General features: G+C 71.5%; 22 protein-coding genes and 1 pseudogene. 12 read left to right on the top strand and 11 right to left on the bottom strand.

Annotated elements, in window-relative coordinates; all coding sequences use genetic code 11:
* Positions 1-40: 40 nt before the first annotated feature.
* Positions 41-613: pseudogene (locus GTY58_RS19955) on the bottom strand (NADP-dependent oxidoreductase); the annotation flags it as partial.
* Positions 614-627: 14 nt separating this feature from the next.
* Between GTY58_RS19955 and GTY58_RS19950 the strand changes: the two are divergent.
* The 4 genes from GTY58_RS19950 to GTY58_RS19935 all read left to right on the top strand — a co-directional run bounded on the left by GTY58_RS19950 (position 628) and on the right by GTY58_RS19935 (position 2,969).
* The gene (locus GTY58_RS19950) at positions 628-945 is read left to right on the top strand and encodes a winged helix-turn-helix transcriptional regulator (RefSeq protein ID WP_010985245.1); all 318 of its coding nucleotides are present in this window, start codon (positions 628-630) and stop codon (positions 943-945) included.
* Positions 945-1,553: an NAD(P)H-dependent oxidoreductase gene (locus tag GTY58_RS19945; protein WP_037644709.1), complete on the top strand. Its 609-nt coding sequence runs from the start codon at positions 945-947 to the stop codon at positions 1,551-1,553. Before GTY58_RS19950 ends, GTY58_RS19945 begins: the two co-directional genes overlap by 1 nt.
* Before the next feature lie 68 nt (positions 1,554-1,621).
* Complete coding sequence (locus GTY58_RS19940; protein ID WP_010985243.1) at positions 1,622-2,269, top strand: hypothetical protein; 648 nt, start codon at positions 1,622-1,624, stop codon at positions 2,267-2,269.
* A gap of 151 nt (positions 2,270-2,420) precedes the next feature.
* On the top strand, positions 2,421-2,969 hold the full coding sequence (locus GTY58_RS19935; protein WP_052082282.1) for a hypothetical protein: 549 nt from the start codon (positions 2,421-2,423) through the stop codon (positions 2,967-2,969).
* 43 nt (positions 2,970-3,012) lie between these two features.
* Here GTY58_RS19935 and GTY58_RS19930 read toward each other — a convergent pair whose 3' ends face one another.
* From GTY58_RS19930 to GTY58_RS19915, 4 genes are read right to left on the bottom strand one after another with little or no spacing between them, the layout of a single operon-like run.
* Positions 3,013-3,990, bottom strand: a complete 978-nt coding sequence (locus tag GTY58_RS19930) for an alpha/beta hydrolase (RefSeq protein ID WP_037644711.1) — start codon at positions 3,988-3,990, stop codon at positions 3,013-3,015.
* A 36-nt stretch (positions 3,991-4,026) separates the two neighbouring features.
* Positions 4,027-4,797, bottom strand: a complete 771-nt coding sequence (locus GTY58_RS19925) for an enoyl-CoA hydratase/isomerase family protein (protein WP_171033178.1) — start codon at positions 4,795-4,797, stop codon at positions 4,027-4,029.
* Positions 4,794-5,210 (bottom strand): OB-fold domain-containing protein, encoded by a 417-nt coding sequence (locus GTY58_RS19920; protein WP_010985239.1) that lies wholly within the window; start codon positions 5,208-5,210, stop codon positions 4,794-4,796. Before GTY58_RS19920 ends, GTY58_RS19925 begins: the two co-directional genes overlap by 4 nt.
* Before the next feature lies 1 nt (position 5,211).
* Positions 5,212-6,360 carry a lipid-transfer protein gene (locus tag GTY58_RS19915; protein WP_010985238.1) on the bottom strand — a complete coding sequence of 383 codons (1,149 nt, stop codon included), beginning with the start codon at positions 6,358-6,360 and terminating at the stop codon, positions 5,212-5,214.
* 129 nt (positions 6,361-6,489) lie between these two features.
* Here GTY58_RS19915 and GTY58_RS19910 point away from each other — a divergent pair, with 129 nt between their 5' ends.
* On the top strand, positions 6,490-8,073 hold the full coding sequence (locus GTY58_RS19910) for a FadD3 family acyl-CoA ligase (RefSeq protein WP_010985237.1): 1,584 nt from the start codon (positions 6,490-6,492) through the stop codon (positions 8,071-8,073).
* Between the two features lie 193 nt (positions 8,074-8,266).
* Here GTY58_RS19910 and GTY58_RS19905 read toward each other — a convergent pair whose 3' ends face one another.
* Both GTY58_RS19905 and GTY58_RS19900 read right to left on the bottom strand, forming a co-directional pair.
* Positions 8,267-8,530, bottom strand: a complete 264-nt coding sequence (locus GTY58_RS19905) for a hypothetical protein (RefSeq protein WP_010985236.1) — start codon at positions 8,528-8,530, stop codon at positions 8,267-8,269.
* A gap of 211 nt (positions 8,531-8,741) precedes the next feature.
* Positions 8,742-11,684 (bottom strand): BTAD domain-containing putative transcriptional regulator, encoded by a 2,943-nt coding sequence (locus GTY58_RS19900; RefSeq protein ID WP_010985235.1) that lies wholly within the window; start codon positions 11,682-11,684, stop codon positions 8,742-8,744.
* A gap of 200 nt (positions 11,685-11,884) precedes the next feature.
* Between GTY58_RS19900 and GTY58_RS40795 the strand changes: the two genes are divergently transcribed.
* The 6 genes from GTY58_RS40795 (at position 11,885) to GTY58_RS19870 (ending at position 19,314) form a co-directional block, all read left to right on the top strand.
* Positions 11,885-13,135: an amidohydrolase family protein gene (locus tag GTY58_RS40795; RefSeq protein ID WP_037644713.1), complete on the top strand. Its 1,251-nt coding sequence runs from the start codon at positions 11,885-11,887 to the stop codon at positions 13,133-13,135.
* The gene (locus GTY58_RS19890) at positions 13,132-14,061 is read left to right on the top strand and encodes an LLM class F420-dependent oxidoreductase (RefSeq protein ID WP_010985233.1); all 930 of its coding nucleotides are present in this window, start codon (positions 13,132-13,134) and stop codon (positions 14,059-14,061) included. The genes GTY58_RS40795 and GTY58_RS19890 overlap by 4 nt, the downstream gene beginning before the upstream one ends.
* Positions 14,062-14,069: 8 nt before the next feature.
* Positions 14,070-14,846, top strand: coding sequence for a glucose 1-dehydrogenase (locus GTY58_RS19885; protein ID WP_010985232.1), 777 nt, complete (start codon positions 14,070-14,072; stop codon positions 14,844-14,846).
* Between the two features lie 108 nt (positions 14,847-14,954).
* Positions 14,955-16,073, top strand: coding sequence for an LLM class flavin-dependent oxidoreductase (locus tag GTY58_RS19880; protein WP_078234405.1), 1,119 nt, complete (start codon positions 14,955-14,957; stop codon positions 16,071-16,073).
* A 14-nt stretch (positions 16,074-16,087) separates the two neighbouring features.
* The gene (locus tag GTY58_RS19875; protein WP_010985230.1) at positions 16,088-17,818 is read left to right on the top strand and encodes a D-aminoacylase; all 1,731 of its coding nucleotides are present in this window, start codon (positions 16,088-16,090) and stop codon (positions 17,816-17,818) included.
* A 32-nt stretch (positions 17,819-17,850) separates the two neighbouring features.
* Positions 17,851-19,314: an aldehyde dehydrogenase family protein gene (locus GTY58_RS19870; protein ID WP_037644717.1), complete on the top strand. Its 1,464-nt coding sequence runs from the start codon at positions 17,851-17,853 to the stop codon at positions 19,312-19,314.
* Positions 19,315-19,357: 43 nt separating this feature from the next.
* Here GTY58_RS19870 and GTY58_RS19865 read toward each other — a convergent pair whose 3' ends face one another.
* The 3 genes from GTY58_RS19865 to GTY58_RS19855 form a co-directional block, all read right to left on the bottom strand.
* Entirely contained in the window at positions 19,358-20,686 is a 1,329-nt protein-coding gene (locus GTY58_RS19865; protein WP_037644719.1) for a DUF3500 domain-containing protein, read from the bottom strand.
* Positions 20,687-20,768: 82 nt separating this feature from the next.
* Entirely contained in the window at positions 20,769-21,176 is a 408-nt protein-coding gene (locus GTY58_RS19860; protein WP_010985227.1) for a nitroreductase family deazaflavin-dependent oxidoreductase, read from the bottom strand.
* Positions 21,177-21,261: 85 nt separating this feature from the next.
* Positions 21,262-22,770, bottom strand: coding sequence for a CehA/McbA family metallohydrolase (locus tag GTY58_RS19855; RefSeq protein ID WP_010985226.1), 1,509 nt, complete (start codon positions 22,768-22,770; stop codon positions 21,262-21,264).
* A 225-nt stretch (positions 22,771-22,995) separates the two neighbouring features.
* On the opposite strand from GTY58_RS19855, the gene GTY58_RS19850 reads away from it, so the two are divergent.
* Complete coding sequence (locus GTY58_RS19850; RefSeq protein WP_010985225.1) at positions 22,996-25,581, top strand: bifunctional FO biosynthesis protein CofGH; 2,586 nt, start codon at positions 22,996-22,998, stop codon at positions 25,579-25,581.
* A gap of 6 nt (positions 25,582-25,587) precedes the next feature.
* On the opposite strand, the gene GTY58_RS19845 is transcribed toward GTY58_RS19850, so the two are convergent.
* Positions 25,588-25,941 (bottom strand): hypothetical protein, encoded by a 354-nt coding sequence (locus tag GTY58_RS19845; protein ID WP_010985224.1) that lies wholly within the window; start codon positions 25,939-25,941, stop codon positions 25,588-25,590.
* Between the last annotated feature and the right edge of the window lie 79 nt (positions 25,942-26,020).

The raw sequence follows: 26,020 nt of genomic DNA, 5'->3' as shown, positions 1-26,020 counted from the left end.
GGGGAGGGCGACCTTCCCGGAGATCCGTTCCGGGCGCCGTTCATCCGTTGCCGAGCGCGAGGATCAGCTTGCCGGTGTTCTCACCTGAGAACAGCTTGAGCAGGGTCTCCGGGAACGCGCGGACGCCGCCTTCGACGATGTGCTCCCGCGAGCGCAGGCGGCCGTCCTTCAGCCATCGGGCCAGCTCGGCGCTCGCCTGCGGGTAGCGGTCCTCGTAGTCGAAGACGACCATTCCCGTCATCGACGCCCTCGCCGCCAGCAGGGCCATGTAGTTCGCCGGACCGGGCGGCCGCTCCGTGGCGTTGTACTGGGACATCGAGCCGCAGATGACGATGCGGGCGCCGCGGGCCAGGCGGGTCAGCACCGAGTCCAGAGTCTTTCCGCCGACGTTGTCGAAGTACACGTCGACTCCGTCCGGCGCGTGCTTGCGCAGCGCGTCGCGAAGGTTCTCGGACTTGTAGTCGATCGCCACGTCGCAGCCGAACTCGTCGACGATCGTCCGGCACTTCTCGGGTCCGCCCGCGACGCCGATGACCCGGCAGCCGTGGATCCTCGCGATCTGCCCGACGACGCTGCCGACCGCTCCGGCGGCGCCGGACACCACGACGACCTCGCAAGCTCGTCGACGTGGGCCTGCTCGACCGAGTGCAGTACGCCAGCGATCCGGACCGCTACGAGTACCGCCTGACGGCCGCCGGCCGGGAGTTGTTCGGAGCGATCGTGGTGCTCATGCGCTGGGGCGACACCCACCTCGCCGGGCCGGAGGGCCCGCCGATCGTGCTCACGCACCGGACCTGCGGCGAGGTCACTCATCCGAGGCTCACCTGCGATGTGTGCGGTGAGGAAATCACCATCCACAGCGTCACGCCCAGCCGCGGGCCCGGGTTCCTGGAAGCCGATCCCGCGCCGCCCGAGGACCCGGCACGCTCCGAGAGGAACTCATGATGTCGACGGTACTGTCAGGCCACCCGGCGTCCGGCGCACTTCACGCGGACGACCGGCCACTCATCGTCGGGCTCGGGGGAACGGCACGCCGCGGTTTCTCGTCCGAGGTCTGCCTGCGCACGGCACTCGAAGCGGCCGAGCAGGCCGGCGCGCGCGTCGAGCTCTTCAGCGCCGACGCCCTCGACCTGCCGATGTACCAGCCCGCGAGCAGCCATCGCACCGAGCGCGCCGTCGCGCTGGTCGAAGCCGTCAGGGCGTGCGACGGGCTCATCCTCGCTTCGCCCAGCTACCACGGCAACCTCTCGGGACTCGTCAAGAACGCCCTCGACTACTTCGAGGACCTGCGCGACGACGCGCGGCCCTACCTCGAAGGGCGCGCCGTCGGCTGCATCACGTGCGCGGCCGGCTGGCAGGGGACGGTGGCCACGCTCACCAGCCTGCGCGGGATCGTCCACGCCCTGCGCGGCTGGCCGACCCCGCTCGGGGTGACGGTCAACTCCGCGACACCGGTGGTGGTCGACGGGGCGATCGAGGACGCCGGGCCTCGGCAGCGCCTGGGCCTGCTCGGCGAGCAGGTCGTCGGCTTCGCTCACGCGCGCCGCGGCTGACACGGCGGTCGTGCACCGCGGGTGTGTGCGCTTGTACCGCTGTCGGTGGCCTTGAGTAGGGTGCTGGCATGTACACACGGGGGCGTACTCTCAAGTTCGCAGCGGTATTGACCATGGTGGTTCTCGCGCTGACCGGGTTCTCCAGGGGACGCGGTCACGGCGGCCACGGCGGCCACAGCGGTGGTGGCGGTTGCAGCAGCTCCAGCCAGAACCACGACAGTTCGTCGTCATCGACATCGGGTGGCGGCTCGTACAGCTCCGGATCGACGACATCGGGTGCGGGGAGCGACGACTCCTACGACGATTCCTACGGCGACTCGGACGACGACTCTTACAGCAGCGGCAGCAGCAGTAGTGGCAGCAGTGGCGGCAGTACCTACAACCGCCGCCCCACCCACCGTTCCAACCCCACCTCCTCCAGCGGCGACGGCGATGACGAACCGCTGAAGGACGGCACGGCGAGGGTGGTGAGCTGTGCGACCAAGAAGGCGCCCTACGCGACCGTCGAGGTCAAGAACCCCAATGCACGTAAGGGCACCTTCTGGATCACGGTCACCTTCAAGGACAAGGACGGCCTTGAGATAGTCGACCACTACGCCGATGTCCGGGTGCCGGCGAAGGGGAAGGCGACCGTCGACGTGGAGGTGGGCGGCGCGGGTCTCGTCGACTACGTCGACCACTGCGACGTCGATCCGGTCGCCGAATCGTCGAGCTGACGGACCACGTCGGCCGTACGCGGGGTGCGCTGCTAGGGTGACCGGACTCCCGCCGGTGGATCTCGTTCCGCGGCGGGCTGTTTCCTGGGCCTGAGAGCCCTTGCGCTGTTCGCGCACCCCAATCCAGCGATTTTCAACGGGGGTTGAAAACGTGCAACTTCGTCATGTCCGCGCCATCGCCGTCTTCGGTATCGCCGTGGTCGCCCTCACCGGAGCCCGGGGCTCCCACGGCGGCGGCTGCCACAGCGACAGCGGCGGTTCCGGCAGTTCGTCCTCGAGCGGCGGCGGATCCACCGGCTCCACCGGCGGCGGCGCCTACAAGGACGACAACGACTCCACGACGACCGGCGGTTCGAGCGGCAGCGGCTCCACCACCGGCTCCACCACCGGCGGCGGCAAGGCCACCGACCCCGCGAAGGACGTGAAGATCGAGACCTGCGTGTTCGACGACGCGCGCGGCATCGTCGCCCACGTCAGCGCCACCAACTCCAGTGCGAGCACGACGTACACGTACAAGTTCAGCGTCACCTTCAAGGGCCCGGACGGCTCGGTCGTGCGCACCAGCAACTCCACCATCCCCTACGTCTCCGCGAACTCCACGGACACGCTGGACGTGGCGGCGTCTTACGTCCCCGCCGCCGGGCAGAGCGCGAGCGGCAGCACCTGCAAGCTGAGCGCTGTGACGCGTACGGCGGAGTAGGACGGCCGAGGGGCGGGCCGTGCGGTGCCCGCCCCTCAGTCCCTCAGATCCTCTGCTCGCCCCGCAGCCCGGTCAGGAAGTCGACCAGCGCCGCGTTCACCTCGTTCGGTCGCTCCTGCTGTGTCCAGTGTCCGCAGCCCGGCAGCACCAGCGGCTCGCGGCGCAGGTTGGGCATCAACGCGGGGAGCTTCTCGATCAGTTCGGCCGTGCCGGGGAACGCGGGGACGGCATCCCGGTCGCCGTACATGTACAGCGCCGGCGGGCTGACGACCGCGCCCTGCCAGGCCGCCGTCAGCTCCCAGTTGCGGTCGAGATTGCGGTACCAGTTGAGCGCCCCGGTGAATCCGGGCGCGAACTCCTCCGCGAACACGTCGAGGTCCGCCTCCGTGATCCACCCCGGCAGCACCTCGGGGTCGGGCATCCCGTCGAGGAAGCCCCGCCCCGGTGCGACCAGCGGCTGCCGTCCGCTGCCCGCGCCCGGGGCGTCACCGGAGGCCGAGTACAGGAACTTCCGCAGCGAGCCACGTGCGTCCCGCCCGAACTCGGCGTCGGCGACACCTGGCTGGGCGAAGTAGTTCCAGTAGAACTGTCCGTCGAACATCTCGTCCATCGCATCCAGTGGCGGCCGCTCGCCCCGGAACGGCGGCGGCACGCTCAGCCCCGCGACCCCGCGCACGACATCGGGCCGCAGCAGCGCGGTGTGCCAGGCCACCGGCGCGCCCCAGTCGTGCCCGACGACGTACGCCGTCTCCTCCCCGAGGGCGTGGATCAGGCCGATCACATCGCCGACGAGGTGCAGGATGGTGTACGCGTCCACGCTCTCGGGACGGTCGCTGCGCCCGTATCCGCGCTGGTCCGGGGCGACCACGCGGAAGCCGGCGGCCGCCAGTGGCCCGAACTGATGGCGCCATGAGTACGAGGACTCGGGGAAGCCGTGCAGCAGCACGACCAGCGGTCCCTCGCCCTGCTCCGCGATGTGCAGCCGGATGCCGTTCACGTCGATCATGCGATGGTTGACCATGATTCGAGCATACGGGTGTGCCATGCATCCGCATTGCTAGCGCAACCTGTGCTCGCGGCTTCGTTCCCCGAACAGCTCCGCCTGTCGCTCACCCGGCAGATTTCCGAGCGCGATCAGGTGCGGCGCCTGTGCGTATCCCGCGGTACGGGCCGCCTCCTTGGCGGCCCACAGCGCCCGCACGGTCCCCTGTACGGCCTCGGTCGGGCAGCCGGCGATGACGGCCGCGCACCGCGTTGCAGCCGCCAACGCCTCCCCGGGTGCCGTCACCTCGGACACCAGCCCCACCTCGTACGCCCGCCGCGCCGAGATCCGCTCCGCCGTCCCCATCAACGCCATCCGCGCCGCCTCCCCGTACGGCATCCGCTGCGCCATGAGGACCGACTCGTACGCGCTGACCATGCCGTACGTCGTATGCGGGTCGAAGAAGGTCGCGGTCGAGTCGGCGACGACGAACTCGCTCTCGCCGAGCAGATAGAAGGCGCCGCCGCAGGCCATCCCGTTCACGGCACAGACGACGGGTTTCCACAGGTCGTTGGACTTGGGCCCGACGGTGAGGAGCGGATCGTCGGCCATGTAGGGCGAGGTGGGCTGCGGAACGTCGACGCCCCGGTCGATGCCGGTGCAGAACGCCCGCCCGCCGGCTCCGGTCAGGACGACGGCCCGCACCGAGTCGTCGCGCCGCAACGCGCTCCACACGGCGGCGAGTTCGGCGGCCGTCTCCAGATCGATCGCGTTGAGCCGCTCGGGCCGGTCGAGGGTGACGACGGCGACGCCGGTGTCCTTGTCCGCGACGACGCGCAGGGTCATGGCCGCTCCAGTACCCACTGGGGCAGTCCGGCGCTGCTGAAGACGGCCTGCACCCTGGCGCCGATCCGCACGCGTTCCGGCGCGACACCGTCGAGCGGCGCGTCGGCCTCGCTGACCAGGTTGCCGACCAGGCGTATCCGGGGTGCTTCGGCGAGCTCGACGACGATCACGTTGTACGGGGCCTGCGCCGCGTACTCCGGCAGGAGCGGCGGGTGGGGGACGACGTACGACCAGACGCGCCCCTTCCCGCTCATCAGCCGCCACTCGCTCGCGAAGGACCGGCAGTGCGGGCAGCAGGGACGGGGCGGGAAGCGCGGCTCGCCGCAGTCGGCGCACGCCTGGACCCTCAGCTCGCCCCGGGCGGCGTACTCCCAGAAGGGGGCGCCGTCGTCGTCCACGACCGGTGTGAGCATCTCAACTCCTCAGGAGAAGTGCGGACGTCGGTACGCCTTCGCCGGCCGTGACCAGGCAGGTGGCGGCGCCCGGGACCTGGGCGGTGCTCGTCCCCCGCAGCTGTCTCACGCCCTCGTTGATGAGGTTGAACCCATGCACATACGCCTCGGACAGGCCCCCGCCCCCCGTGTTCAGGGGCAGCCGGCCGCCGATCTCCAGCGCACCGCCCTCCGTGAAGGCCCCGCCCTCCCCCCGCCCGCAGAAGCCGTAGCCCTCCAGGGACAGCGGTATCAGCGGGGTGAACGCGTCGTAGATCTGCGCGACATCCACGTCCTGCGGGGAGAGGTCGGCGTGCTTCCACAGGTGCCGGGCGGCCGTCCAGGCGGGGCCGGTGAGCGGATCGTCGTTCCAGTAGTTGACCATGCCGTGGTGCTGGGCGGGCAGGCCCTGGGCGGCGGAGTGGATGTAGGCGGGCCGTTGCGGACAGTCCCGCGCCCGCGCGGCGGAGACGACCACGCACGCCAACGCCCCGTCCGTCTCCAGGCAGTTGTCGAAGAGGCAGAGGGGCTCACTGATCCACCGGGAGGTCATGTACATCTCGCGGGTGAGCGGGCGGTCGTACATGATCGCCGCCGGGTTCTGGTTGGCGCGGTTCCGGCAGGCGAGGGCGACATTGAAGAGGTGGTCCCGGGTCGCCCCGTACTCGTGCATGTAGCGGCGGGTCAGCATCCCGATCTCGTCGGCCGGTCTGAGGAGGCCGAAGGGACGGGTCCACTGGGCGGGGGTGGGGAGTTGGGCGCTGGTGTTCTTCCACGGCCGCGGCCCGCTGCCCCGCTTGCGCGACCGCCAGGCGACGCCGACCGTGGCCTGCCCGGTGGCGATGGCGGCGGCGAGATGGGCGACGGTGGCACAGGAACCGCCGCCGCCGTACCCGACCTTGCTGAAGAAGGTCAGGTCCCCGAACCCGACCGCCTTCGCCAGCTGGACCTCGTCGGTCTCCTCCATCGTGTAGGAGGCAAGGGCGTCGACCTCGCCCGGGGCGATTCCCGCGTCGTCGAGGGCGGCGAGCACGGCCCGGCAGGCCAAGGTCCGCTCGTCCTCGGGGAGGTGCTTGGCGAAGGGTGTCTGACCGATACCGACGATCGCGGTGGCGTCCTTGAGTCCGGCCATGCTGGATATACCTCCGCAGAGTGCCCACGGTGAACCGGCAGTTGTCGCAGCCGACAGTGCTGGCTGACAGGGCGTCAGGCTACAGCTAATCTGACGGTCAGTCAGCTAGTGAGTGCGGGGAGGCCGTTCGTGCGCGGAGACGTGGAGTGGGGCAGCATCCCGGGCCTGGTGCGGTCGTCCGCGGAGCGGTACGCGGATACCGAGGCGGTGGTGGAGGGCCGTACGAGGATCTCGTACGCCGAGTTGGGCGCCCGGGTGGAGCGTGCGGCGGCGGCGTGTATCGCCAGCGGGGTGGGTGTCGGCGACCGGGTGGGCATCTGGGCGCCGAATTCGCTGGACTGGATCGTCTCGGCGCTGGGCGCGGTGTCGGCGGGCGCGGTACTGGTGCCGCTGAACACGCGCTTCAAGGGGAGCGAGGCGGCTTATGTTCTGCGGCGGAGCGGGGCGCGGTTGCTGTTCGTGACCGGGACGTTTCTGGGCACGTCGTACGTGGCTTCGCTGCGGCGGGCGGCGGGGGAGGGCGAGGGGCTCCGTGGTCCCCTGCCCGGGCTTCCCGCCCTGGAGCAGGTGGTGGTGCTGGCGGACGACGCGCCGGCCGACTTCCGTACGTGGAAGGACTTCCTGGCGAGCGGGGAGGGGGTGGGCGAGGCGGAGACGCGGGAGCGAGCGCGGGGGCTGGACGGCTCGACGGTCTCGGACATCATCTTCACGTCGGGTACGACGGGCCGCCCGAAGGGCGCGGTGATCACGCACGCGCAGACGTTGCGGGCGTACGAGGTGTGGAGCGACCTGGCGGGCCTGCGCCGGGGTGACCGCTACCTGATCGCGAACCCCTTCTTCCACACCTTCGGCTACAAGGCGGGAGTGATCGCCTGCTTGATGCGAGGCGCGACGATGATCCCGCAGCCGGTGTTCAACGTGGACACGGTGCTGGCGAACATCGCCGCGGAACGGGTCTCCGTACTACCGGGCCCGCCTACCCTGCACCAGTCCCTGCTGGACCATCCGGCCCGGGACGCGTACGACCTGTCGGCGCTGCGGCTGGTGGTGACCGGGGCGGCGGTGGTGCCGTTGCGGCTGGTGGAGCGGTTGCGGGGGGAGTTGGGGGTGGGAACCGTGCTCACGGCGTACGGCCTCTCGGAGGCCAGCGGCATCGTCACGATGTGCCGTCGGGGCGACGATCCGTCCGTGATCGCGTCGACGTCGGGGCGCGCGATTCCCGGTACGGAGGTCCGTGTGGAGGCGCCGCTCGGCTCCCCCGGGGAGGTCCTGGTCCGCGGCTTCAACGTGATGCGGGGCTACTTCGAGGACGAGCGGGCCACGGCGGCGGCGCTGACGGAGGACGGCTGGCTCAGGACGGGCGACGTGGGCGTCCTGGACGCGTCCGGCAATCTCCGGATCACGGACCGGATCAAGGACATGTTCATCGTCGGCGGCTTCAACGCCTACCCCGCCGAGATAGAGCAACTGCTCGGCCTGCACCCGGATGTGGCGGACGTGGCGGTGATCGGCGTACCGGACGCACGCCTCGGCGAGGTGGGCAAGGCGTACGTGGTCCGCCGCCCGGGTTCCGTCCTGACGGGGGACGACCTGATCGCCTGGTCCCGGCGCGAGATGGCGAACTACAAGGTGCCGCGGGCGGTGGAGTTCGTGGGGGAGCTGCCGCGGAACGCTGGCGGGAAGGTGGTGAAGGGGGAGTTGCGGGGGCGGTGAAGGGCCTGGAGAGCGGGCTTCCCGGCGCGCCTGGCAGGGGGTGTTCCGCACGGCCCGACCCGCGCGCACTCCCGGTCCTCCCGCACGCCACGGCCGGCGACGAGTCCGGGTGCGGTGCCGGCGCCGGACACACGTCGGCCGCGGCGGCTCCCCCTCCGCGCCGCCGCGGCCGATCCCCGTGTGGGAAAAAGGTCTAGGTGGGGTTGGACGTGATGTGCGTGTTGTCCGGAGTGGTCTCGCCGTCGTCCTCGACATCGGTGATGTGGGTGTTGAGCGGCTTGATCTCCGTGCCCGCCTCGGCGTCCGTGATGTGCGTGTTGAGCGGCTTGATCGTCGTGCCGGCCGCAGCATCGGTGATGTGCGTGTTGAGCGGCTTGATCTCCGTGCCGGCCTCGGCGTCGGTGATGTGGGTGTTGTCCGGCTTGACGACCGTCTCGTCCTTCGTGATGTCGCTCATGATGGTGCCTCCCCATGGTGATTGCCGTTGAACTGTGGAGAGCCCACCCGGCCACTCCCCCGAGGGTGGCCGGGTGGGCCACTCGAGTCGCCCACCCTAAGGTGCGAGTGCGGCGACCTCACCGGCGGTCCGTCTGCCCCCCGACGCGACGGATCGACAACCAAGAGAGTGCCTGGCCGCGATAAACGAACGATGAACGCCCTGCCCGGTGTCAGGCAGCGGCGGCCGGAGCCAGCAGTGCCTGCACCTCGGCGGCCTCGGGAGAGTTCAGTTTCACGTAGATTTCGAGGGCCTCGCGCCAGCAGACCTGAGCCCTGCCGGGCTGGCCGATCCCGTTCAGGGACTTGCCGAGCACCGTGAGCACGTTGCCGCGACGCCACTCGCCGCCGATCCCCCGCAGCAACGCCAGCGCCATCTCGGAGTTGGCCGCCGCCTGCGCCGGGCGCTGGGCCAGGAGATCGACCTCGGCCAGCCGGAAGAGGGTCATCCCCTCCCACAACCGCTGACGGCTCGCGCGGAAGACCTGGAGCGCCTCCCGGAGACGATGGGTGGCGTCGGCCGGCCGGCCGCTCTTGCTGAGGGCCATCCCCAGCGCGTAGCGGCCGTTGGCGACCTTGAGGGAATGCCCGAGCTCCTCGTACATCTCGGTGCCCTGCTGGGCGAGATCGACGGCGCTGTGGGCGCGATCCGTCTCCAGGTGCAGCCGGGAGAGATTGCACAGGGCGGCCGCCGCGCCGGAGCGGTCCCCGCAGGCGCGGAACTCCCGGATGGCCCGCTCCAGGTACTCCTCGGCCTCCGCGTAGCGGCTCTGGTAGAACGCGAAGGCGCCCAGGATGTTCGCCGCCCAGCAGCAGGGCAACGGATCCGCGGCCGCCTCGGAGAGCGCGAGCGCCTGCCGTGCCTCCTGATCGGCCTGGTCGAACAGGCCGGACCAGTGGCGTGCGTTGGCCAGGACGAGGATGGCCCGCCCCTCCGCCCGGCGGTCCGAAGCGACCCGCGCCGCGTCCCGCAGCGCCGTCGCGGCCGCCTCGTACTCCTTGGCGTTCGCCCCCGATTCCGCCAGGTCGACAGCGGCCCACAACAGGTCGACGGCACGCCTGAGCGTCGCACCGCCCGACGACTGCCGTACGCAGGCCAGGAGCGGCACGGCCTCGGAGTAGAGCCAGTCCTGGGCGGCGCGGCGGTCCGGGAAGACCAGTCCCGGGGTCCGGGTCTGCTCCAGGTGATCCACCAGCCGGTCCCCGGGCCGCTCGATGGCGAAGACCTCCGCGGCCGTGGCCAGATAGAAGTCCAGCAACCGCGCCATGGCCGCGTCCCGCTCGCTCGGCGGGTGCTCGTCGCGCTCCGCGCACGCGCGGGCGTAGAGGCGGACCAGGTCGTGGTACCGGTACCGGCCGGGAGCCGCCGACTCCAGCAGGGACGTGTCGACGAGGGACTCCAGCAGGTCCTCGGTCTCCTCGGCCGGGAGGTCGAGGACCGCCGCGGCCGCGGCCAGGGACATGTCCGGGCCGTCCGCGAGGCCCAGCAGGCGGAAGGCGCGGGCCTGGGGCGGGTCCAGCTGGCCGTAGCCCAGCTCGAAGGTGGCCTTCACGGCCAGGTCGCCGGCCTGGAGCTCGTCGAGGCGCCGGCGTTCGTCGGCGAGCTTCGCCGCCAGTACGGAGACGGTCCAGGTGCGCCGGGCCGCCAGCCGGGACGCGGCGATGCGGATCGCCAGGGGAAGGAAACCGCACGCCGCCACCACGTCAAGGGCCGCCTCGCGCTCCGATGCCACCCGCTCCTCGCCCACGATCTTCGTGAAGAGCTGGAGGGCCTCCTCCGGCGACATCACGTCGAGGTCCACGAGGTGCGCCCCGGCCAGGCCCACCATCCGTACCCGGGAGGTGACCAGGGCCGCGCAGCCCTCCATGCCGGGCAGCAGCGGACGCACCTGGGCGGCGTCGCGGGCGTTGTCCAGCAGGACCAGCACGCGGCGGCCGTCGAGGACCGAGCGGTACAGGGCGGAGCGTTCCTCCAGGGAGTCGGGGATCGCCGAGTCCGCGGTGCCGAGGGCCCGCAGGAACGCGCCCAGGACGGTCTCCGGCTCCGCCGCCCGCTGTCCGGCGCCCTGGAGGTCCACGTACAGCTGGCCGTCGGGGAAGGCGGCCCGCGCCTGGTGGGCCACGTGCACGGCGAGGGTCGTCTTGCCGACGCCGCCGATCCCGGCCAGTGCCGAGACCGCCATCACCCGGCCCTCGGCGGACGCGAGCACGTCGCTCAGTTCGGCGACGAAGGCGTCCCGGCCGGTGAAGTCGGGCACCGTGGCGGGGAGCTGGGCGGGGCGTACGGGCGCCGGCGGGGGTTCGGCGGCCGGGCCGGAGGGCTCCGCCAGGCCCGGGTCCGCCTGGAGGATGCGCTGCTGGAGTTCCTTCAGGCCGGAGCGGGGGTCGACGCCGAGTTCCTCGGCCAGCAGGTGCCGGGTGTCCGCGTAGACCGCGAGGGCCTCCGCCTGCCGGCCGCTGCGGTACAGCGCGAGCATCAGCAGCTCGCGCAGCCGCTCCCGCAGGGGGTGCGCGGCCGTCAGGGCGGTCAGCTCCGAGACGGCCTCCGCGTGGCAGCCCTGTTCCAGGTCCATGTCGAGCCGGGACTCCAGGAGCTGGAGCCGCCATTCGTCGAGGCGGGCCCGCTGGGTCTCGGCGTACGGTCCCGGCAGGCTCGCCAGCGGCTCCCCGTCCCACAGGGCCAGCGCCTCGTTGAGCAGGGCGCGGGCCCGGCACAGGTCGCCCGCGGCCTTCGCCTTCTCCGCGTCGGCGGCGAGCGCCTGGGCCAGGGACACGTCCAGCGCCTCCTCGGGCAGGCCGCGGATCGCGTACCCGCCCGACTCGCTGACCATGACTCCGGCCGGCAGTACCTTGCGCAGCCGGGAGGCGTAGGTCCGTACGGCGGCCAGGGCCTGCGACGGCGGCTCGTCGCCCCACAGGGCGTCGATGAGCTCACCGGCCGTCGCGGTGCGGCCCTCGCGCAGCAACAGCGCGGCCAGCAGGGCGCGTTGCTGCGGGGAACCGGTGGACAGCGCTTTCTCCCCGTGCCAGGCGCGGACCGGGCCGAGCACGCCGAAGCGCAGCGCCGCCGATTCCTCGGGACGCCACTGCTCCGGTACTCGCGGCACACCGTCCATCGCTGCCCCCTGCCGAACCGTCCTGACTAGGAGGACAGTTTGCCTTGTTCATGGCGGATGCGTCAGCCGCGGGGGAAAGCGATCACAGGGCGCCGCGGGGGACGTCACAAAGCCTGCACACACTCGCCCCATGACGTCCGCCCCGGGAGTGCCCTCGCACATAGCTGACGGGTCGTCAGATCAGCGCTACCGTGAGCCGTATGGAGACCTCCCGGACCCTTTCGGCCTTCCCGAAGATCATCTCGGTGGACGACCACACGGTGGAGCCCCCTGACGTCTGGCGGGACCGGCTCCCGAAGAAGTACCAGGACACAGGCCCTCGCATAGTCCGCGCGCCTCTGAAGGAAATGACCTTCCTGGGCGGCAAGTTCGCCCCGGTCATGGGCGGTCCCGGCGACGACGGCCCCCTCGGCGACTGGTGGGTCTACGAGGACCTGCACCGGCCGCTCACCCGTCTCGACACCGCCGTCGGGTACTCCCGCGACGAGATCAAGCTCGAAGTCATCACGTACGAGCAGATGCGTCCGGGGTCGTACGACGTCCCGCGGCGGCTCGCCGACATGGACGTCAACCACGTCCAGTCCGCCCTCTGTTTCCCCACCTTCCCCCGCTTCTGCGGCCAGACGTTCACCGAGGCCAAGGACCGTGAACTGGGCCTTCTCGGGGTCAGGGCCTACAACGACTGGATGGTGGAGGAGTGGTGCGGCCCGGACGCCCACGGCCGGCTCATCCCCCTCACCCTGGTGCCCCTCTGGGACGCGCGGCTCGCGGCGGCGGAGGTGCGCCGCAACGCCGCCCGCGGCGTACGCGCCGTGGCCTTCTCCGAGATACCGCCGCACCTGGGCCTGCCGTCGGTCCACACGGACGACTGGGACCCGTTCCTGGCCGCCTGCGACGAGACCGGCACCGTCATCGCCATGCACATCGGCTCCAGCAGCCGCATGCCGTCGACGTCGGCCGACGCCCCGCCGGCCGTCGGCTCCACCATCACCTTCGCCAACTGCTGCTTCTCGATGGTGGACTGGCTGATGAGCGGCAAGTTCGAGCGCTTCCCGAACCTCAGGGTCATGTACGCGGAAGGCCAGATCGGCTGGATCCCCTACATCCTGGAGCGCGCGGACGTGGTGTGGGAGGAGAACCGCGGCTGGGGCGGCGTCGCGGACAAGGTGCACCGTCCGCCGTCCGAACTCTTCGCCGGCCACGTCTTCGGCTGCTTCTTCGACGACGCCTTCGGGCTGCGGAACCTCGACGCCATCGGGATCGGAAACGTCCTGTACGAGACCGACTACCCGCACTCCGACTCGACCTGGCCCAAGTCCCGCGAGGTCGGCGAGGCGCAGATGGGGCACCTGGAGGCGGAGGTGGTGGAGCGGATCGTGCGGGGGAACGCGATCGAGCTCCTCGGGCTCACGGACGACGGGTTGTGGGCCGGTCCCGGCGGTGCCCGTTGAACGGCTCCTTCGCCTACGGGATCCAGCTCCCCGTCCAGTCCCAGAGCACCCTCTACACGGAGGGCTGGGAGGCGGGCGCCGGGCCGGACGACCTCGTGGAGATCGCCCGCACCGCCGACCGCTCCGGTTTCGCCTACCTCGCGGGCTGCGACCACGTCGCGATCCCCCGGCGTCTCGCGAGCGCGATGAGCACCGTCTGGTACGACCCCGTCGCCACCCTGTCCTTCCTGGCCGGTGTCACCGAGCGCGTCCGGCTGCTCAGCCATGTAGCGGTCGTCGGGCTGCGGCATCCGCTCGTCACGGCCAAGCAGTACGCGACCCTCGACCACCTCTCCGGCGGCCGTCTGATCCTCGGGGTCGGCGCCGGGCACGTACGGGAGGAGTTCGAGGCGCTGGGGGTGGACTTCGAGCGGCGGGGGTTCGTGCTCGACGAGTGCGTCGACGCGCTGAGGGCCGCGCTGGGGCCCGACGAATTCCCCGTCCACCACGGCAAGGTGTACGACTTCGAGGGGCTCGGGCAGCGGCCCCGCCCCGCCCAGCCGCGGGTGCCCCTGTGGGTCGGCGGCTCCTCGCCCGCCGCCGTGCGCCGGGCCGCGGTCCGGGGCGACGGGTGGCTGCCGCAGGGGGACCCGCGCGACCGGCTGCCGGAGCAGATCGCGAAGCTGCGGCGACTGCGGGAGGGCGCGGGCATCTCCGACCCGATCACCGTCGGCGCCATCACCGAGCCCCTGTACGTGGGCGGGCCCGGCTGGGACGTCGGCCGCCGCACCCTCGCCGGGCGCCCCGAAGCCCTCGCCGAGTCGCTGCGGGCGTACCGGGCGATGGGCGTGGACCAGATCCAGGTGCGGTTCCGCAGCCGGAGCCGCAGCGAACTCACCGACCAGATGGCCGCGTTCGGCGCCGAGGTGGCGCCGCACCTCACCTAGGGAGACCCATGGGCAAGCTGGACGGACGCGTCGTCCTCATCAGCGGGGCGGCGCGCGGGCAGGGTGAGCAGGAGGCGCGGCTCTTCGTCGAGGAGGGCGCCAAGGTCGTCGTCGCGGATGTGCTCGACGACCAGGGGGAGGCCCTGGCCAAGGAGATCGGGGCCCGGTACGTCCACCTCGACGTCGGTCGGGAGGACGACTGGCAGGCGGCCGTCACGGTCGCGAAGGACGCGTACGGGCACATCGACGGCCTCGTCAACAACGCCGGCATCCTGCGCTTCAACGACCTGGTCGGCACGCCACTCGCCGAGTTCCAGCAGATCGTGCAGGTCAACCAGGTCGGCGTCTTCCTCGGCATCAAGACCGTCGCGCCCGAGATCGAGGCGGCGGGCGGCGGCACCATCGTGAACACGGCCTCGTACGCGGGCCTGACGGGCATGGCGTACGTGGGCGCGTACACGGCGACCAAGCACGCCATCGTCGGCCTCACCCGCGTCGCCGCCCTGGAACTGGCCGCCAAGAAGATACGGGTCAACGCCGTCTGCCCGGGTGCCATCGACACCGCCATGAGCAACCCGTCCCAGCTCGACCCCGGCGCGGACCCCGAGGAGACGGCGCGGGCCCTCAGCGAGCTGTACGGCAGGCTCGTGCCGCTGGGCCGGATCGGCAGGCCCGAGGAGGTCGCCCGGCTGGCCCTCTTCCTCTCCGGTGAGGACTCCTCGTACATCACCGGGCAGCCGTTCGTGATCGACGGAGGATGGCTGGCGGGAGTGAGCGTCATCTGACGTCTCGTCAGCTATTGACGCTCCTCGGGGGCGGTGGAACAGTCGGCTGTGTGAATCTGACGGCACGTCAGATTTGATGGACAAGACTCCTGGGGACGGTGAACCTCCTTGGAATTCGGGCTCTTTGTACAGGGATACGTGGGCAAGCGCGCCGAGACCGACCCGCTCGCGGAACACAAGGCGCTGATGGAGGAGACCGAGTACGTCATCCAGGCGGACACGTCCGGCTTCAAGTACGCCTGGGCGTCCGAGCACCACTTCCTGGACGAGTACTCGCACCTCTCCGCCAACGACGTCTTCCTCGGCTATCTCGCGCACGCCACCGAGCGCATCCACCTCGGCTCCGGCATCTTCAACCCGCTCGCCCAGGTCAACCACCCCGTGAAGGTCGCCGAGAAGGTCGCCATGCTCGACCACCTCAGCGAGGGCCGCTTCGAGTTCGGCAGCGGACGGGGGGCGGGCAGCCACGAGATCCTCGGTTTCATACCGGGCGTCACCGACATGAACTACACCAAGGAGATCTGGGAAGAGACCATCGCCGAGTTCCCGAAGATGTGGCTCCAGGAGGAGTACCCCGGGTTCCAGGGCAAGCACTGGCAGCTCCCGCCGCGCAAGGTGCTGCCCAAGCCGTACGGGAAGTCGCACCCCGCGATGTGGTACGCCGCCGGGTCGCCGCCCTCGTACGCCATGGCCGCCCGCAAGGGCCTCGGCGTGCTCGGCTTCAGCGTGCAGAAGGTCTCCGACATGGAGTGGGTCCTCGAGCAGTACAAGACGGCGGTCGTCGAGGCGCGGCCGGTCGGGGACTTCGTCAACGACAACGTGATGGTGACGACCACCGCCATCTGCGCGCCGACGCACGAGGAGGCGGTACGGATCGCGGTCGGCGGCCAGCTGCACTACCTGCCGTCCCTCGTCTTCCGCTACCACGACACCTTCCCGCGCCCCGAGGGCTTCCCCGTCTGGCCCGAGACGCTCCCCGAGTACAACGAGGAGTTCATCGAGCTGCTCATCGCCGAGGAGCTGCTGATCTGCGGCGATCCGGGCGAGGTGCTGACCCAGTGCAAGCGCTGGGAGCAGGCGGGCGCCGACCAGCTGAGCTTCGGTCTGCCGGTGGGTGTCCCCAAGGAGGAGACGCTCCAGACGATCCGGCTGATCGGCGAGCACGTGATCCCGAAGATCGACACGGATCCGGTGCACCGCACGACCCGTTTCCGGCAGTCCGTCTAGAGGGGGTACGCGCCATGCTCGACCACGTCATCAGGGGCGCGACCGTCGTGGACGGGACGGGCGCGCCCGCGTACACCGCCGACGTGGGGATACGGGACGGCCGTATCGCCGCCGTCGGCACGGTCACCGAGCCGGCCAGGGCCGGCGAGGACGCGGCCGGCCTCGTCCTCGCCCCCGGCTTCGTCGACCCGCACACCCACTACGACGCCCAGCTGTTCTGGGACCCCTACGCGACCCCGTCCCTCAACCACGGGGTGACGACGGTCGCGGGCGGCAACTGCGGCTTCACCCTCGCGCCGCTGAACCCGGACCGGCCCCAGGACGCGGACTACACCCGCCGGATGATGTCCAAGGTGGAGGGCATGTCCCTGGTCGCCCTGGAGGAGGGCGCCCCCTGGAGCTGGCACACCTTCGGCGACTACCTGGACGCGCTGGAGGGCCGGATCGCCGTCAACGCGGGTTTCATGGTGGGGCATTGCGCCCTGCGCCGGTACGTTATGGGCCCGGACGCGGTCGGCGGCCGGCCCACGCGGGAGCAGCTGGAGCGGATGCTGGCGCTCTTCCACGAGGCGATGGACGCGGGTGCGTGGGGCCTGTCCACCACCCAGTCGTCCACCCACTCGGACGGCGACGGACAGCCGGTCGCCTCCCGGCACGCGCGGCCGGCGGAGCTGCTGGCGCTGGCGCGGGCGGTGGGCGAGCACGAGGGAACCCAGATCGAGGCGATCGTCGCCGGCTGCCTGGACCAGTTCAGCGACGCGGAGATCGACCTCTTCGTGGAGATGAGCGCGGCGGCGGGCCGGCCGCTCAACTGGAACGTCCTCACCATCGACGCGGCGGTTCCCGAGCGCGTACCGCGGCAGCTGACCGCGAGCGAGCGGGCCCGGAAGGCGGGGGGACGGGTGGTGGCCCTGACGATGCCGATCCTCACCCCCATGAACATGTCCCTGGGCACCTTCTGCGCCCTGAACCTGATCCCCGGGTGGGGCGAGGTGCTCGGTCTGCCGGTGCCCGAGCGGATCGCGCGGCTCCGCGATCCGGACGTCCGCGCGGAGCTGCTGCGACGGGCGGACAGCAAGGAGGCGGGCGTCTTCCGCCGCCTCGCGAACTTCGGCCGGTACGTCATCGGGGACACCTACAGCACGGCGAACGAGGGCCTGACCGGGCGCGTGGTGAACGACATCGCGGCCGAACGCGGGCAGGACCCCTTCCACTGCCTGGTGGAGATCTGCGCGGCCGACGAACTGCGGACGGTCCTGTGGCCCATGCCCACCGACAACGACCCCGACTCCTGGGCCCTGCGCGCCGAGACCTGGCGGCACAAGGACGTCCTGCTCGGCGGCTCGGACGCGGGCGCCCATCTGGACCGCATGTGCGGAGCCCCGTACACGACCCGGTTCCTCGGCGACTGTCTGCGCGGCCGGAAGCTGGTGCCGCTGGAGCAGGCGGTGAAGATGCTGACGGACGACCCGGCGCGGCTCTTCGGCCTCCGGGACCGCGGCCGGATCCGGGAGGGCTTCCACGCGGACCTCGTGCTCTTCGATCCGGCGCGGATCGACGCGGGCAAGGCCACCCTGGTGCACGACCTGCCGGGAGACAGCCCACGGCTCGACTCGAAGGCGATCGGCGTCACGGCCGTGTGGGTCAACGGGGTCGAGGCGATCAGGGACGACGTGGTGACCGGCGCCGTACCGGGAAAGGTGCTGCGGTCGGGCCGGGACACGCGGACGGTGAGCACCAGATGACTCCGGGGACTCCAGGGAATCCAGCGGCTCCAGTGACGCCTGGGGCGAGCGACGCGCAGCGGCTGTTCATCGGCGGTGAGTGGGTCGCCCCCGACGGCGGCCACTACGAGGTGATCGACCCGGCGACCGAGGCAGTCGTCGGGTGGGCGCCGGAGGCCTCGCGGGACCAGGTGCACGCGGCCGCCGCCGCGGCCCGTGAGGCCTTCGCGGCGTGGTCGCGCACGCCGGCCGAGGAGCGTGCGGCGGTCCTCGGCCGCGCCGCGGAGGTGATGCGGCGCAACCTCGTGCCGTACGCCGAACTGGCCCAGGCCGAGAGCGGCGCCACGACCGGCACGGCGCGCGGCATGCAGGTCGGGGTCGGGGCGGCCCGGTTCAGGCGGTACGCGCGTGTGGAGCCGGCCGAGGAGCCCATCGCCCCGCAGATCAACGAGGCGGGCCCGTTCGGCAGGGCCGCCGTCATGGGCGCCCTCGCGGTACGGCAACCGGTGGGCGTCGTCACCTGCATCACGTCGTACAACAACCCGTGGGCGAACCCGGCGGGCAAGATCGCGCCCGCGCTGGCCATGGGCAACACGGTGGTGGTGAAGCCGGCCCCGCAGGACCCGCTGTCCGTGTACCGGATGGCCGAGGCGCTTCAGGCGGCGGGTGTGCCGCCGGGTGTGGTCAACGTGGTCAGCGGTTCGGGGGCGCAGGCAGGCGAGGCGGCCGTGGACTGCCCGGACGTCGACATGGTGAGCTTCACCGGCTCCACCGCCGTCGGACAGCGCATCGCCGAGGTGTGCGGCCGCGGCATGAAACGGCAGTTGATGGAGCTGGGCGGGAAGGGCGCGGCGCTCGTCTTCGAGGACGCGGACCTGGCGTCGGCGGTCTCGGGGATCGGCACGACGTTCTCGTTCTACAGCGGCCAGATCTGCACGGCGCCGACGCGGGTGCTGGCGCAGCGGGGCGTGTACGACCGCGTGGTCGACCAACTCGCCGCGTACGCCCGCCGTCTGCCGGTCGGGGACCCGCGCGCCCCGGGCACGGTCGTGGGCCCGGTGATCTCGGCGGCCCACCGGGACCGGGTGGAGTCGTATGTCGAGCTGGGCCGCAAGGAGGGGGCGAGGGTGGTGACGGGCGGCGAACGGCCCCCGTGCGCCACGGGGTTCTACGTCGCCCCGACGCTCCTCGCGGACTGCACCACCGACATGAGGGTGGTCCGCGAGGAGATCTTCGGTCCGGTCGTGGCCGTCCTCCCCTTCGACGACGAGGAGGAGGGGATCGAGCTGGCCAACAGCAGCGACTACGGCCTGATCGACTACGTCTGGTCCGCCGACGTGGCCCGCGCCTTCCGCGTCGCCCGCCGCCTCAGGGCCGGCGGAGTCGGCGTCAACACGGTCGGCCGGAACATGGAGGCCCCCTTCGGCGGCTTCAAGAGGAGCGGGGTCGGCCGGGACGTGGGCTCGTACGCGCTGCACGCGTACAGCGAGCTGCAGGCGATCGTGTGGCCGGGGTGAGCCGGCCCCAGTGGCGTCAGTGGTCCCCGTGGTCCCCGTGGTCTCAGTGGTCGTGGGCCAGGTGGAGCTTGAGCAGGTCCACGCCGTAGTCGCCGCCGTTCGGGGTGCGGATGATGGTGTGGATGTGCTGCTGCGTCGGCTTGCCGCCGGGGCCGCCCATGCCGCCGCCGGACTTGGTGCCGTACGCGATCGGGGACTGGGCGTCGTACTCGATGAGCACGACCGGGCTGTGGACGCGGTAGTAGAACGGGGAGGTGTCCTTGGTCGCGCCGATCCAGTAGAAGTACGTGTCGTCCAGGTGCTTCTCCACCTCCGTCATCTTCACCTCGGCGTGCCCGTCGTCCATGTAGCCGACGTAGACGCGCACCAGGTCGAGCAGCTTGTCCCGCTGCGCGTCGGTGAGCTGGGAGCCGGCCAGGCCCTGGTAGGCGAGCTTGAGGTTGTCCTGGCCCGCGCCGGCCTTCATGTTGTCGCCGGCCTTGGTCTCCGAGGAGACGACCTTCTTGCGCTGCGCGTCGGTCAGGGAGCGCAGCATCGTCAGACCGGCCTTCGTCTCCGTCCTGAAGGTGACGATCTTCTCGCCCTTGTACGTTGCGGACGTCGGCTCGGAGCCCATGAAGGTCGGCGTCATGACGACCTGGTCGCCCAGGACGAAGTAGTTGATGGCCACGTGGTGGCCCTCGTACTGGAAGCCCCAGGGTTTCGTGGTCGACGGGGTGCCCATGATCGTGAAGAAGTAGGCGCCCTCGGTGAGGGTCTCCTTGCCGCCACCGCTGTACTCGCCCAGGAACGCGTTGAGCTTCATGATGTTGCGGGTCTGGGTGAGCCCGTCGGCGGACAGGGCCGCGCCGAGCAGCGCGTAGCCGAGGTCGCGCTTCTTGGCCGTGATGTCGCCCATGCGGACGCCCTCGCGCTGGTATCCGTCGACGTTGCTCCAGGCCAGCCATTCGTCGGCCTGCACATCGAACAGGGTGGCCTTGCGTTCCTTCTGGGAGAGCCCGTCCAGGAAGGCCTGCGCCGCCTTGACCACCGCGTCGGTGGAGACGTCGGTGGCGTGGACGGAGTACAGGCCGTCGGCGGCCTTGCCGTCGGTGGTGACGCCCGTGAAGTCGTCGTACTTGACCTCACTGGCGCCGGGGCCCATCCCGCCGGCGCCTCCGCCGGGCCCCCCGGAGGGGGCGCCCGAGGGGGCGCCGGACGGCATGCCGCCCGGCGCCCCGGAGGCCGAGGCGGAGCTCGACGCGCCGGAGGAGCCCGCGGAACAGCCGGTCATGGTCGCCACCGCGGCGACACCGCCGGCGAGCAGCGCCTTGTTCATGAACCACCGGCGACTGCGCTCGGCTTCGGGAGTGCGGGGTGTGTGTCCGTCCATGCGCCCCAAGCTCCACGACGGAGATAAAGCGCCGGTGGGGGAAACCTGTGAGGCGGCCATGAGAGGCGTGGCCGCCCCCCCGTCAGGTCACGCGGGTGTCCGTCAGGTCCACCCGCACCGTCAGCAGACCCGTCCCGAAGGCCCGCACCGCCGTGCTGTTCAGGCGCGGCAGGGTCTTCAGGCGGGCTCGGGGGTCGTCGTCGGGCAGGAGGTGGGCCGTACCCGGGTGCCAGTGGCCCCGGATGCGGACGCGTACGGTCGGGTTCGCCTTGATGTTGCGGATGTACTGCGACTTCTCGCCGTACTCGGAGACGAGCCAGAAGGAGTCACCGACGCGGCGGCCGCCCACCGGGGTCCGACGGGGCAGCCCCGACGTGCGGCCCGTGGTCTCCAGGACCGTCTGGAACGGCAGTCGGCGCAGCACCGGATTGCCGACCCTCCGCTGGAATGCCGTGATCGCCCGGAACTTGACCTCGTCGTAGCGTGCCATCTTCGCCTCTCCCGTCCCTCTCGCCGCTCGCGCCTCTTTCATCAGCGAGCCTCGCCGACCACGGCCGCGCTGTCGACCGCGCGCCTCACGCCCCCAGAAAGATCGGGTTGGTGAACGCCGCCAGCGGCCCCGGCAGCGGACCCAGCGCCGCCTCGTGCCGGAGCTCCGCCCGTACGTACGCCGCGTACTGCGCCGTCGTCCGCCACTCCACCGTTCCGCTGCCGGACACCGGGAGGACGGCGCTCGTGAAGAGGACACCCTGGTCCGTCACGAAGCGGGCCGAGCAGCGGGGCGCCCCCGTGACCTCCAGACGGACCGTGACCGGGGCGTCGCCGGCCACCCGCAGCCGGCCGCCGATCCCCGCGTGCTCACCTTTCGGCCCCGCCGCCGAGAACGACAGCGACACCGACTTCGACTCGGCCACGTACGAGCGGCCCGCGCGGATGCCCTCCTGGACGGCCTCGCGGGTGAGGTCGTCGGCGAGGACGACCGTCTGCGGGGTGCCGACCGGGTCGGGGTCGCGATGGGCGTCACTGTTGCCCATCGCCGGGATCCACGACCGCGCGTCCCCGCGCACGGACGCGACCAGCATGCTGTCCCAGTCGGCCAGCGCCACCTCGTCGTCCGGCGTGTACGCGCCGTTCCACACCTCGATCGCGTCGGCCTCGCCGAAGCCGAACTTCCAGTTGCAGCCGACGCAGGTGGCGTGCGGATGCGCCGGGACGACCAGGCCACCGGCGCGCCGGATCTCCCGGGCGTACCGGCCGAAGCGGTTGTCGCGGGCCCGGTAGCGCCAGTCCACGAACGTGCCGGGGTCGGTCCCCAGCGCCACCACATGGCCGTTCCTCGTCGTGACCTCCTCGCCCAGCATGATCAGGAGGTCGTCGCCCGCCTGGTCCGCCCAGTGCGGGTGCGCGGAGTGGGTGTTGTGATCGGACGAGTTGATGAAGTCCAGGCCCGCGGCGCGGGCCAGGGCGGCGATCTCCGCGGGGGTGCGGCGGCCGTCCGAGTGCCAGGAGTGCAGATGGCAGTCGCCCCGGTACCAGGCCCGGCCGCGGCCCTTGGCGCGCGCGGGCGGGTAGCCGGGCCGCGGGGTCCGGCCCTGCTCCCCGTAGGTCAGCGTGACCGTGATCTCGTACGGCAGACCCCCCGGCGCCACCGTGTACGGGCCGAGGGCGATGTGCCAGGTGCCGGGGCGGACGGGCCCCGGGACGTACCCGGGGGTCGCGTCGTCCGCACGGACGAAGAACTCCGTGCGGGCGCCCCCCGACCAGCCGCGGAAGCCCTTGCCGCCCAGTTCCGTGCCGCGTTCGTCGAAGAGGCCGATGTCGAGGGCGTTGCCCGGGGTGCCGGCGGGCACGGCCGGCTTCTCGTAGGTGTAGGCGACGTGGAGTTCCTGTACGCCCGAGGGGACTTCGACGGGCACGTACACGAAGTCCGGCGAGCCGGTGGGCAGGGTGCCGCGCACCGTCCGCGTCTCCTGGCCGGCCGCCGGGGCACCGCTCGCGAAGCTCACGCTTCCCAACGTAAGCGCGGCGGCCGCTCCCGTCACGAACAACGCCCGTCTGCCGATTCCGTGGTCGTCCTCACACATGACAGCTGCTCCCAGGATGTCGGGTGACATGGGTGGTGCAGGGGTGGCGCGTACCACCCTGGTATTCAGCCGTGAACTCCCGGGCAAGGGAAGGGAAGCGGGAGAGGAAGACACCGGTGGGCGTCGGGAATCGGCCGCCGCCGGGGTGGCCGATGACGATCCCCGGCGCGGGAGGAATACCCGCGGACTCTGTAGGCCTGATCACCGCAAACGTATGCTCGAGGGATGACGACCTCCGCGACCTCCGGAACCGGGCCCACGGCGAACTCCATGCGGCGCGCGCTGAAACGGGCGCGGGACGGTGTCGCACTCGACGTCACCGAGGCGGCCGTGCTCCTCCAGGCCCGCGGCGAGGACCTCGACGACCTCACCGCCTCCGCCGCCCGGGTGCGTGACGCGGGCCTGGAAGCGGCCGGCCGCGCCGGAGTCATCACCTACTCGAAGAGCGTCTTCATCCCCCTCACCCGCCTGTGCCGGGACAAGTGCCACTACTGCACGTTCGTCACGGTCCCCGGCAAGCTGCGCCGCGCCGGGCACGGGATGTTCATGTCCCCGGACGAGGTCCTGGACATCGCCCGCAAGGGCGCCGCCCTCGGCTGCAAGGAAGCCCTGATCACGCTGGGCGACAAGCCCGAGGACCGCTGGCCCGAGGCGCGCGAGTGGCTGGACGCGCACGGGTACGACGACACGATCGCGTACGTACGGGCCATCTCGATCCGCATCCTGGAGGAGACGGGGCTGCTGCCCCACCTCAACCCGGGCGTGATGTCGTGGACGGACTTCCAGCGGCTCAAGCCGGTCGCGCCGAGCATGGGCATGATGCTGGAGACCACGGCCACCCGCCTCTGGTCGGAGCCCGGCGGCCCGCACCACGGCTCCCCGGACAAGGAGCCGGCCGTACGCCTGCGCGTCCTGGAGGACGCCGGCCGCTCCTCCGTCCCCTTCACCAGCGGCATCCTCATCGGGATCGGCGAGACGTACGAGGAGCGCGCCGAGTCGCTGTTCGCGCTGCGGAAGATCTCGCGGGCGTACCACGGCATCCAGGAGCTGATCATCCAGAACTTCCGCGCCAAGCCGGACACGGCGATGCGCGGGATGCCGGACGCGGAGCTGGACGAACTGATCGCCACGGTGGCGGTGGCCCGGCACATCATGGGACCGCGCGCCTGCCTCCAGGCGCCGCCGAACCTCGTCGACAGCGAGTACGGGCGGCTGATCGGCGCCGGGATCGACGACTGGGGCGGGGTGTCCCCGCTGACCATCGACCATGTGAACCCGGAGCGTCCGTGGCCGCAGATCGACCTCCTGCGTGAGCAGTCCGCTCAGGCGGGCTTCGAACTGCGTGAACGCCTGTGCGTCTACCCGGAGTTCGTGCAGCGGGGCGAGCCGTGGCTGGACCCGCGGCTGCTGCCGCACGTACGGGCCCTCGCGGACCCCGCCTCCGGTCTCGCGCACGCGGACGCGACGGTCGAGGGCCACCCGTGGCAGGAGCCGGAGGAGGCGTTCGTCGCCCAGGGCCGCACCGACCTGCATCACAGCATCGACACCGAGGGCCGTACGGGCGACCGCCGGGACGACTTCGACGTCGTGTACGGCGACTGGGAGGCGCTGCGGGAGGCGGCGGCGCCCGGCATGGTGCCCGAGCGCATCGACACCGACGTCCGCCAGGCCCTGGCGACGGCGGCGAACGACCCCACCCGGCTCACCGACGCCGAGGCGCTGGCCCTGCTGCACGCGGACGGCCCGGCGCTGGACGCGCTCACCCGCATCGCCGACGACGTCCGCAAGGCGGCGGTCGGCGACGACGTCACCTACATCGTCACCAGGAACATCAACTTCACCAACGTCTGCTACACGGGCTGCCGCTTCTGCGCGTTCGCCCAGCGCCGCACGGACGCGGACGCGTACACCCTCTCCCTGGAGCAGGTCGCCGACCGTGCCCAGCAGGCGTGGGACGTGGGCGCGGTCGAGGTGTGCATGCAGGGCGGGATCCACCCCGACCTGCCCGGGACGGCGTACTTCGACATCGCGAAGGCGGTGAAGGAACGCGTCCCCGGCATGCACGTGCACGCCTTCTCCCCGATGGAGGTGGTGAACGGCGCGACCCGCACCGGCCTGTCCATCCGCGAGTGGCTGACGGCGGCGAAGGAGGCGGGCCTGGACTCGATCCCCGGCACGGCGGCGGAGATCCTGGACGACGAGGTCCGCTGGGTCCTGACGAAGGGCAAGCTGCCGACGGCCACCTGGATCGAGGTGATCACGACGGCCCACGAGCTGGGCATCCGCTCGTCCTCGACGATGATGTACGGCCATGTGGACCAGCCCCGCCACTGGCTCGGCCACTTCCGCACGCTCGCGCGGATCCAGCAGCAGACGGGCGGCTTCACGGAGTTCGTGACGCTCCCCTTCATCCACACCAACGCCCCGGTGTATCTGGCGGGCATCGCCCGCCCCGGCCCGACGACCCGCGACAACCGCGCGGTGATGGCGATGGCCCGGCTCCTCCTGCACCCCCACATCCCCAACATCCAGACCAGCTGGGTGAAGCTGGGCACGGAGGGCGCTGCGGAGATGCTCCGTTCCGGCGCCAACGACCTGGGCGGCACACTGATGGAGGAGACCATCTCCCGTATGGCGGGCTCCAGTTACGGCTCGTACAAGTCCGTCAAGGACCTGATCGCGGTGGCGGAGGCGGCGGGGCGTCCGGCGAAGCCGCGTACGACCTTGTACGGGGAGGTGCCGCAGGAGCGGCAGCGGGCGGCCGCGGCTTCCGACGGGCATCTGCCGGAGCTGCTGCCGGTGCTGGACTGAGGGGAGTCAGGCGCTGGCGGCGGTGCGCGGGGCCGACGGGCGGATCCTGCGCAGGGCCACGCCCATGAACACGGCGTTGGCCGTCGCGGCGACCGCGATTCCGGCCACATAGAGGGCCGTGGCAACACCGGTGGGCGCACCGCTGAGCACGTCGTCGGGCAGCAGCGTGTAGAGCAGGCTCAGCGGGGCGGTCAGCAGCCACGGCACCACGGCCGCCAGCGAGGCGTCGGGGTGGGAGACGAACGCGGCGTCGTAGAGGACGAACCCGGTCGCGGCGACGACCACGGCCAGATAGACGCGCGAGAGCCAGTTGTCCCCGGCCGGGGCGAGCAGGGCACGGCTGCGGCGGGAGATGTCCATGAGGTCCTCCGGTGGGTGGGTCGATCGCGTGGGCTCCCTTCCGCGCGGTGCGCCGGAGGGCTGTGACCCAAAGATGACG

This window comes from Streptomyces sp. SID5469, from assembly GCF_009862865.1.
GTDB lineage: Bacteria > Actinomycetota > Actinomycetes > Streptomycetales > Streptomycetaceae > Streptomyces > Streptomyces avermitilis.
This window is presented reverse-complemented; position numbering and strand designations above follow the sequence as displayed.

Coding starts and splice junctions, on each gene's coding strand:
- GTY58_RS19945 (WP_037644709.1), top strand. CDS start 945: ATGTCGACGGTACTGTCAGGCCACCCGGCGTCCGGCGCACTTCACGCG.
- GTY58_RS19940 (WP_010985243.1), top strand. CDS start 1,622: ATGTACACACGGGGGCGTACTCTCAAGTTCGCAGCGGTATTGACCATG.
- GTY58_RS19930 (WP_037644711.1), bottom strand. CDS start 3,990: ATGGTCAACCATCGCATGATCGACGTGAACGGCATCCGGCTGCACATC.
- GTY58_RS19925 (WP_171033178.1), bottom strand. CDS start 4,797: ATGACCCTGCGCGTCGTCGCGGACAAGGACACCGGCGTCGCCGTCGTC.
- GTY58_RS19920 (WP_010985239.1), bottom strand. CDS start 5,210: ATGCTCACACCGGTCGTGGACGACGACGGCGCCCCCTTCTGGGAGTAC.
- GTY58_RS19915 (WP_010985238.1), bottom strand. CDS start 6,360: ATGGCCGGACTCAAGGACGCCACCGCGATCGTCGGTATCGGTCAGACA.
- GTY58_RS19905 (WP_010985236.1), bottom strand. CDS start 8,530: ATGAGCGACATCACGAAGGACGAGACGGTCGTCAAGCCGGACAACACC.
- GTY58_RS19900 (WP_010985235.1), bottom strand. CDS start 11,684: ATGGACGGTGTGCCGCGAGTACCGGAGCAGTGGCGTCCCGAGGAATCG.
- GTY58_RS40795 (WP_037644713.1), top strand. CDS start 11,885: ATGGAGACCTCCCGGACCCTTTCGGCCTTCCCGAAGATCATCTCGGTG.
- GTY58_RS19885 (WP_010985232.1), top strand. CDS start 14,070: ATGGGCAAGCTGGACGGACGCGTCGTCCTCATCAGCGGGGCGGCGCGC.
- GTY58_RS19875 (WP_010985230.1), top strand. CDS start 16,088: ATGCTCGACCACGTCATCAGGGGCGCGACCGTCGTGGACGGGACGGGC.
- GTY58_RS19865 (WP_037644719.1), bottom strand. CDS start 20,686: ATGGACGGACACACACCCCGCACTCCCGAAGCCGAGCGCAGTCGCCGG.
- GTY58_RS19860 (WP_010985227.1), bottom strand. CDS start 21,176: ATGGCACGCTACGACGAGGTCAAGTTCCGGGCGATCACGGCATTCCAG.
- GTY58_RS19855 (WP_010985226.1), bottom strand. CDS start 22,770: ATGTGTGAGGACGACCACGGAATCGGCAGACGGGCGTTGTTCGTGACG.
- GTY58_RS19850 (WP_010985225.1), top strand. CDS start 22,996: ATGACGACCTCCGCGACCTCCGGAACCGGGCCCACGGCGAACTCCATG.
- GTY58_RS19845 (WP_010985224.1), bottom strand. CDS start 25,941: ATGGACATCTCCCGCCGCAGCCGTGCCCTGCTCGCCCCGGCCGGGGAC.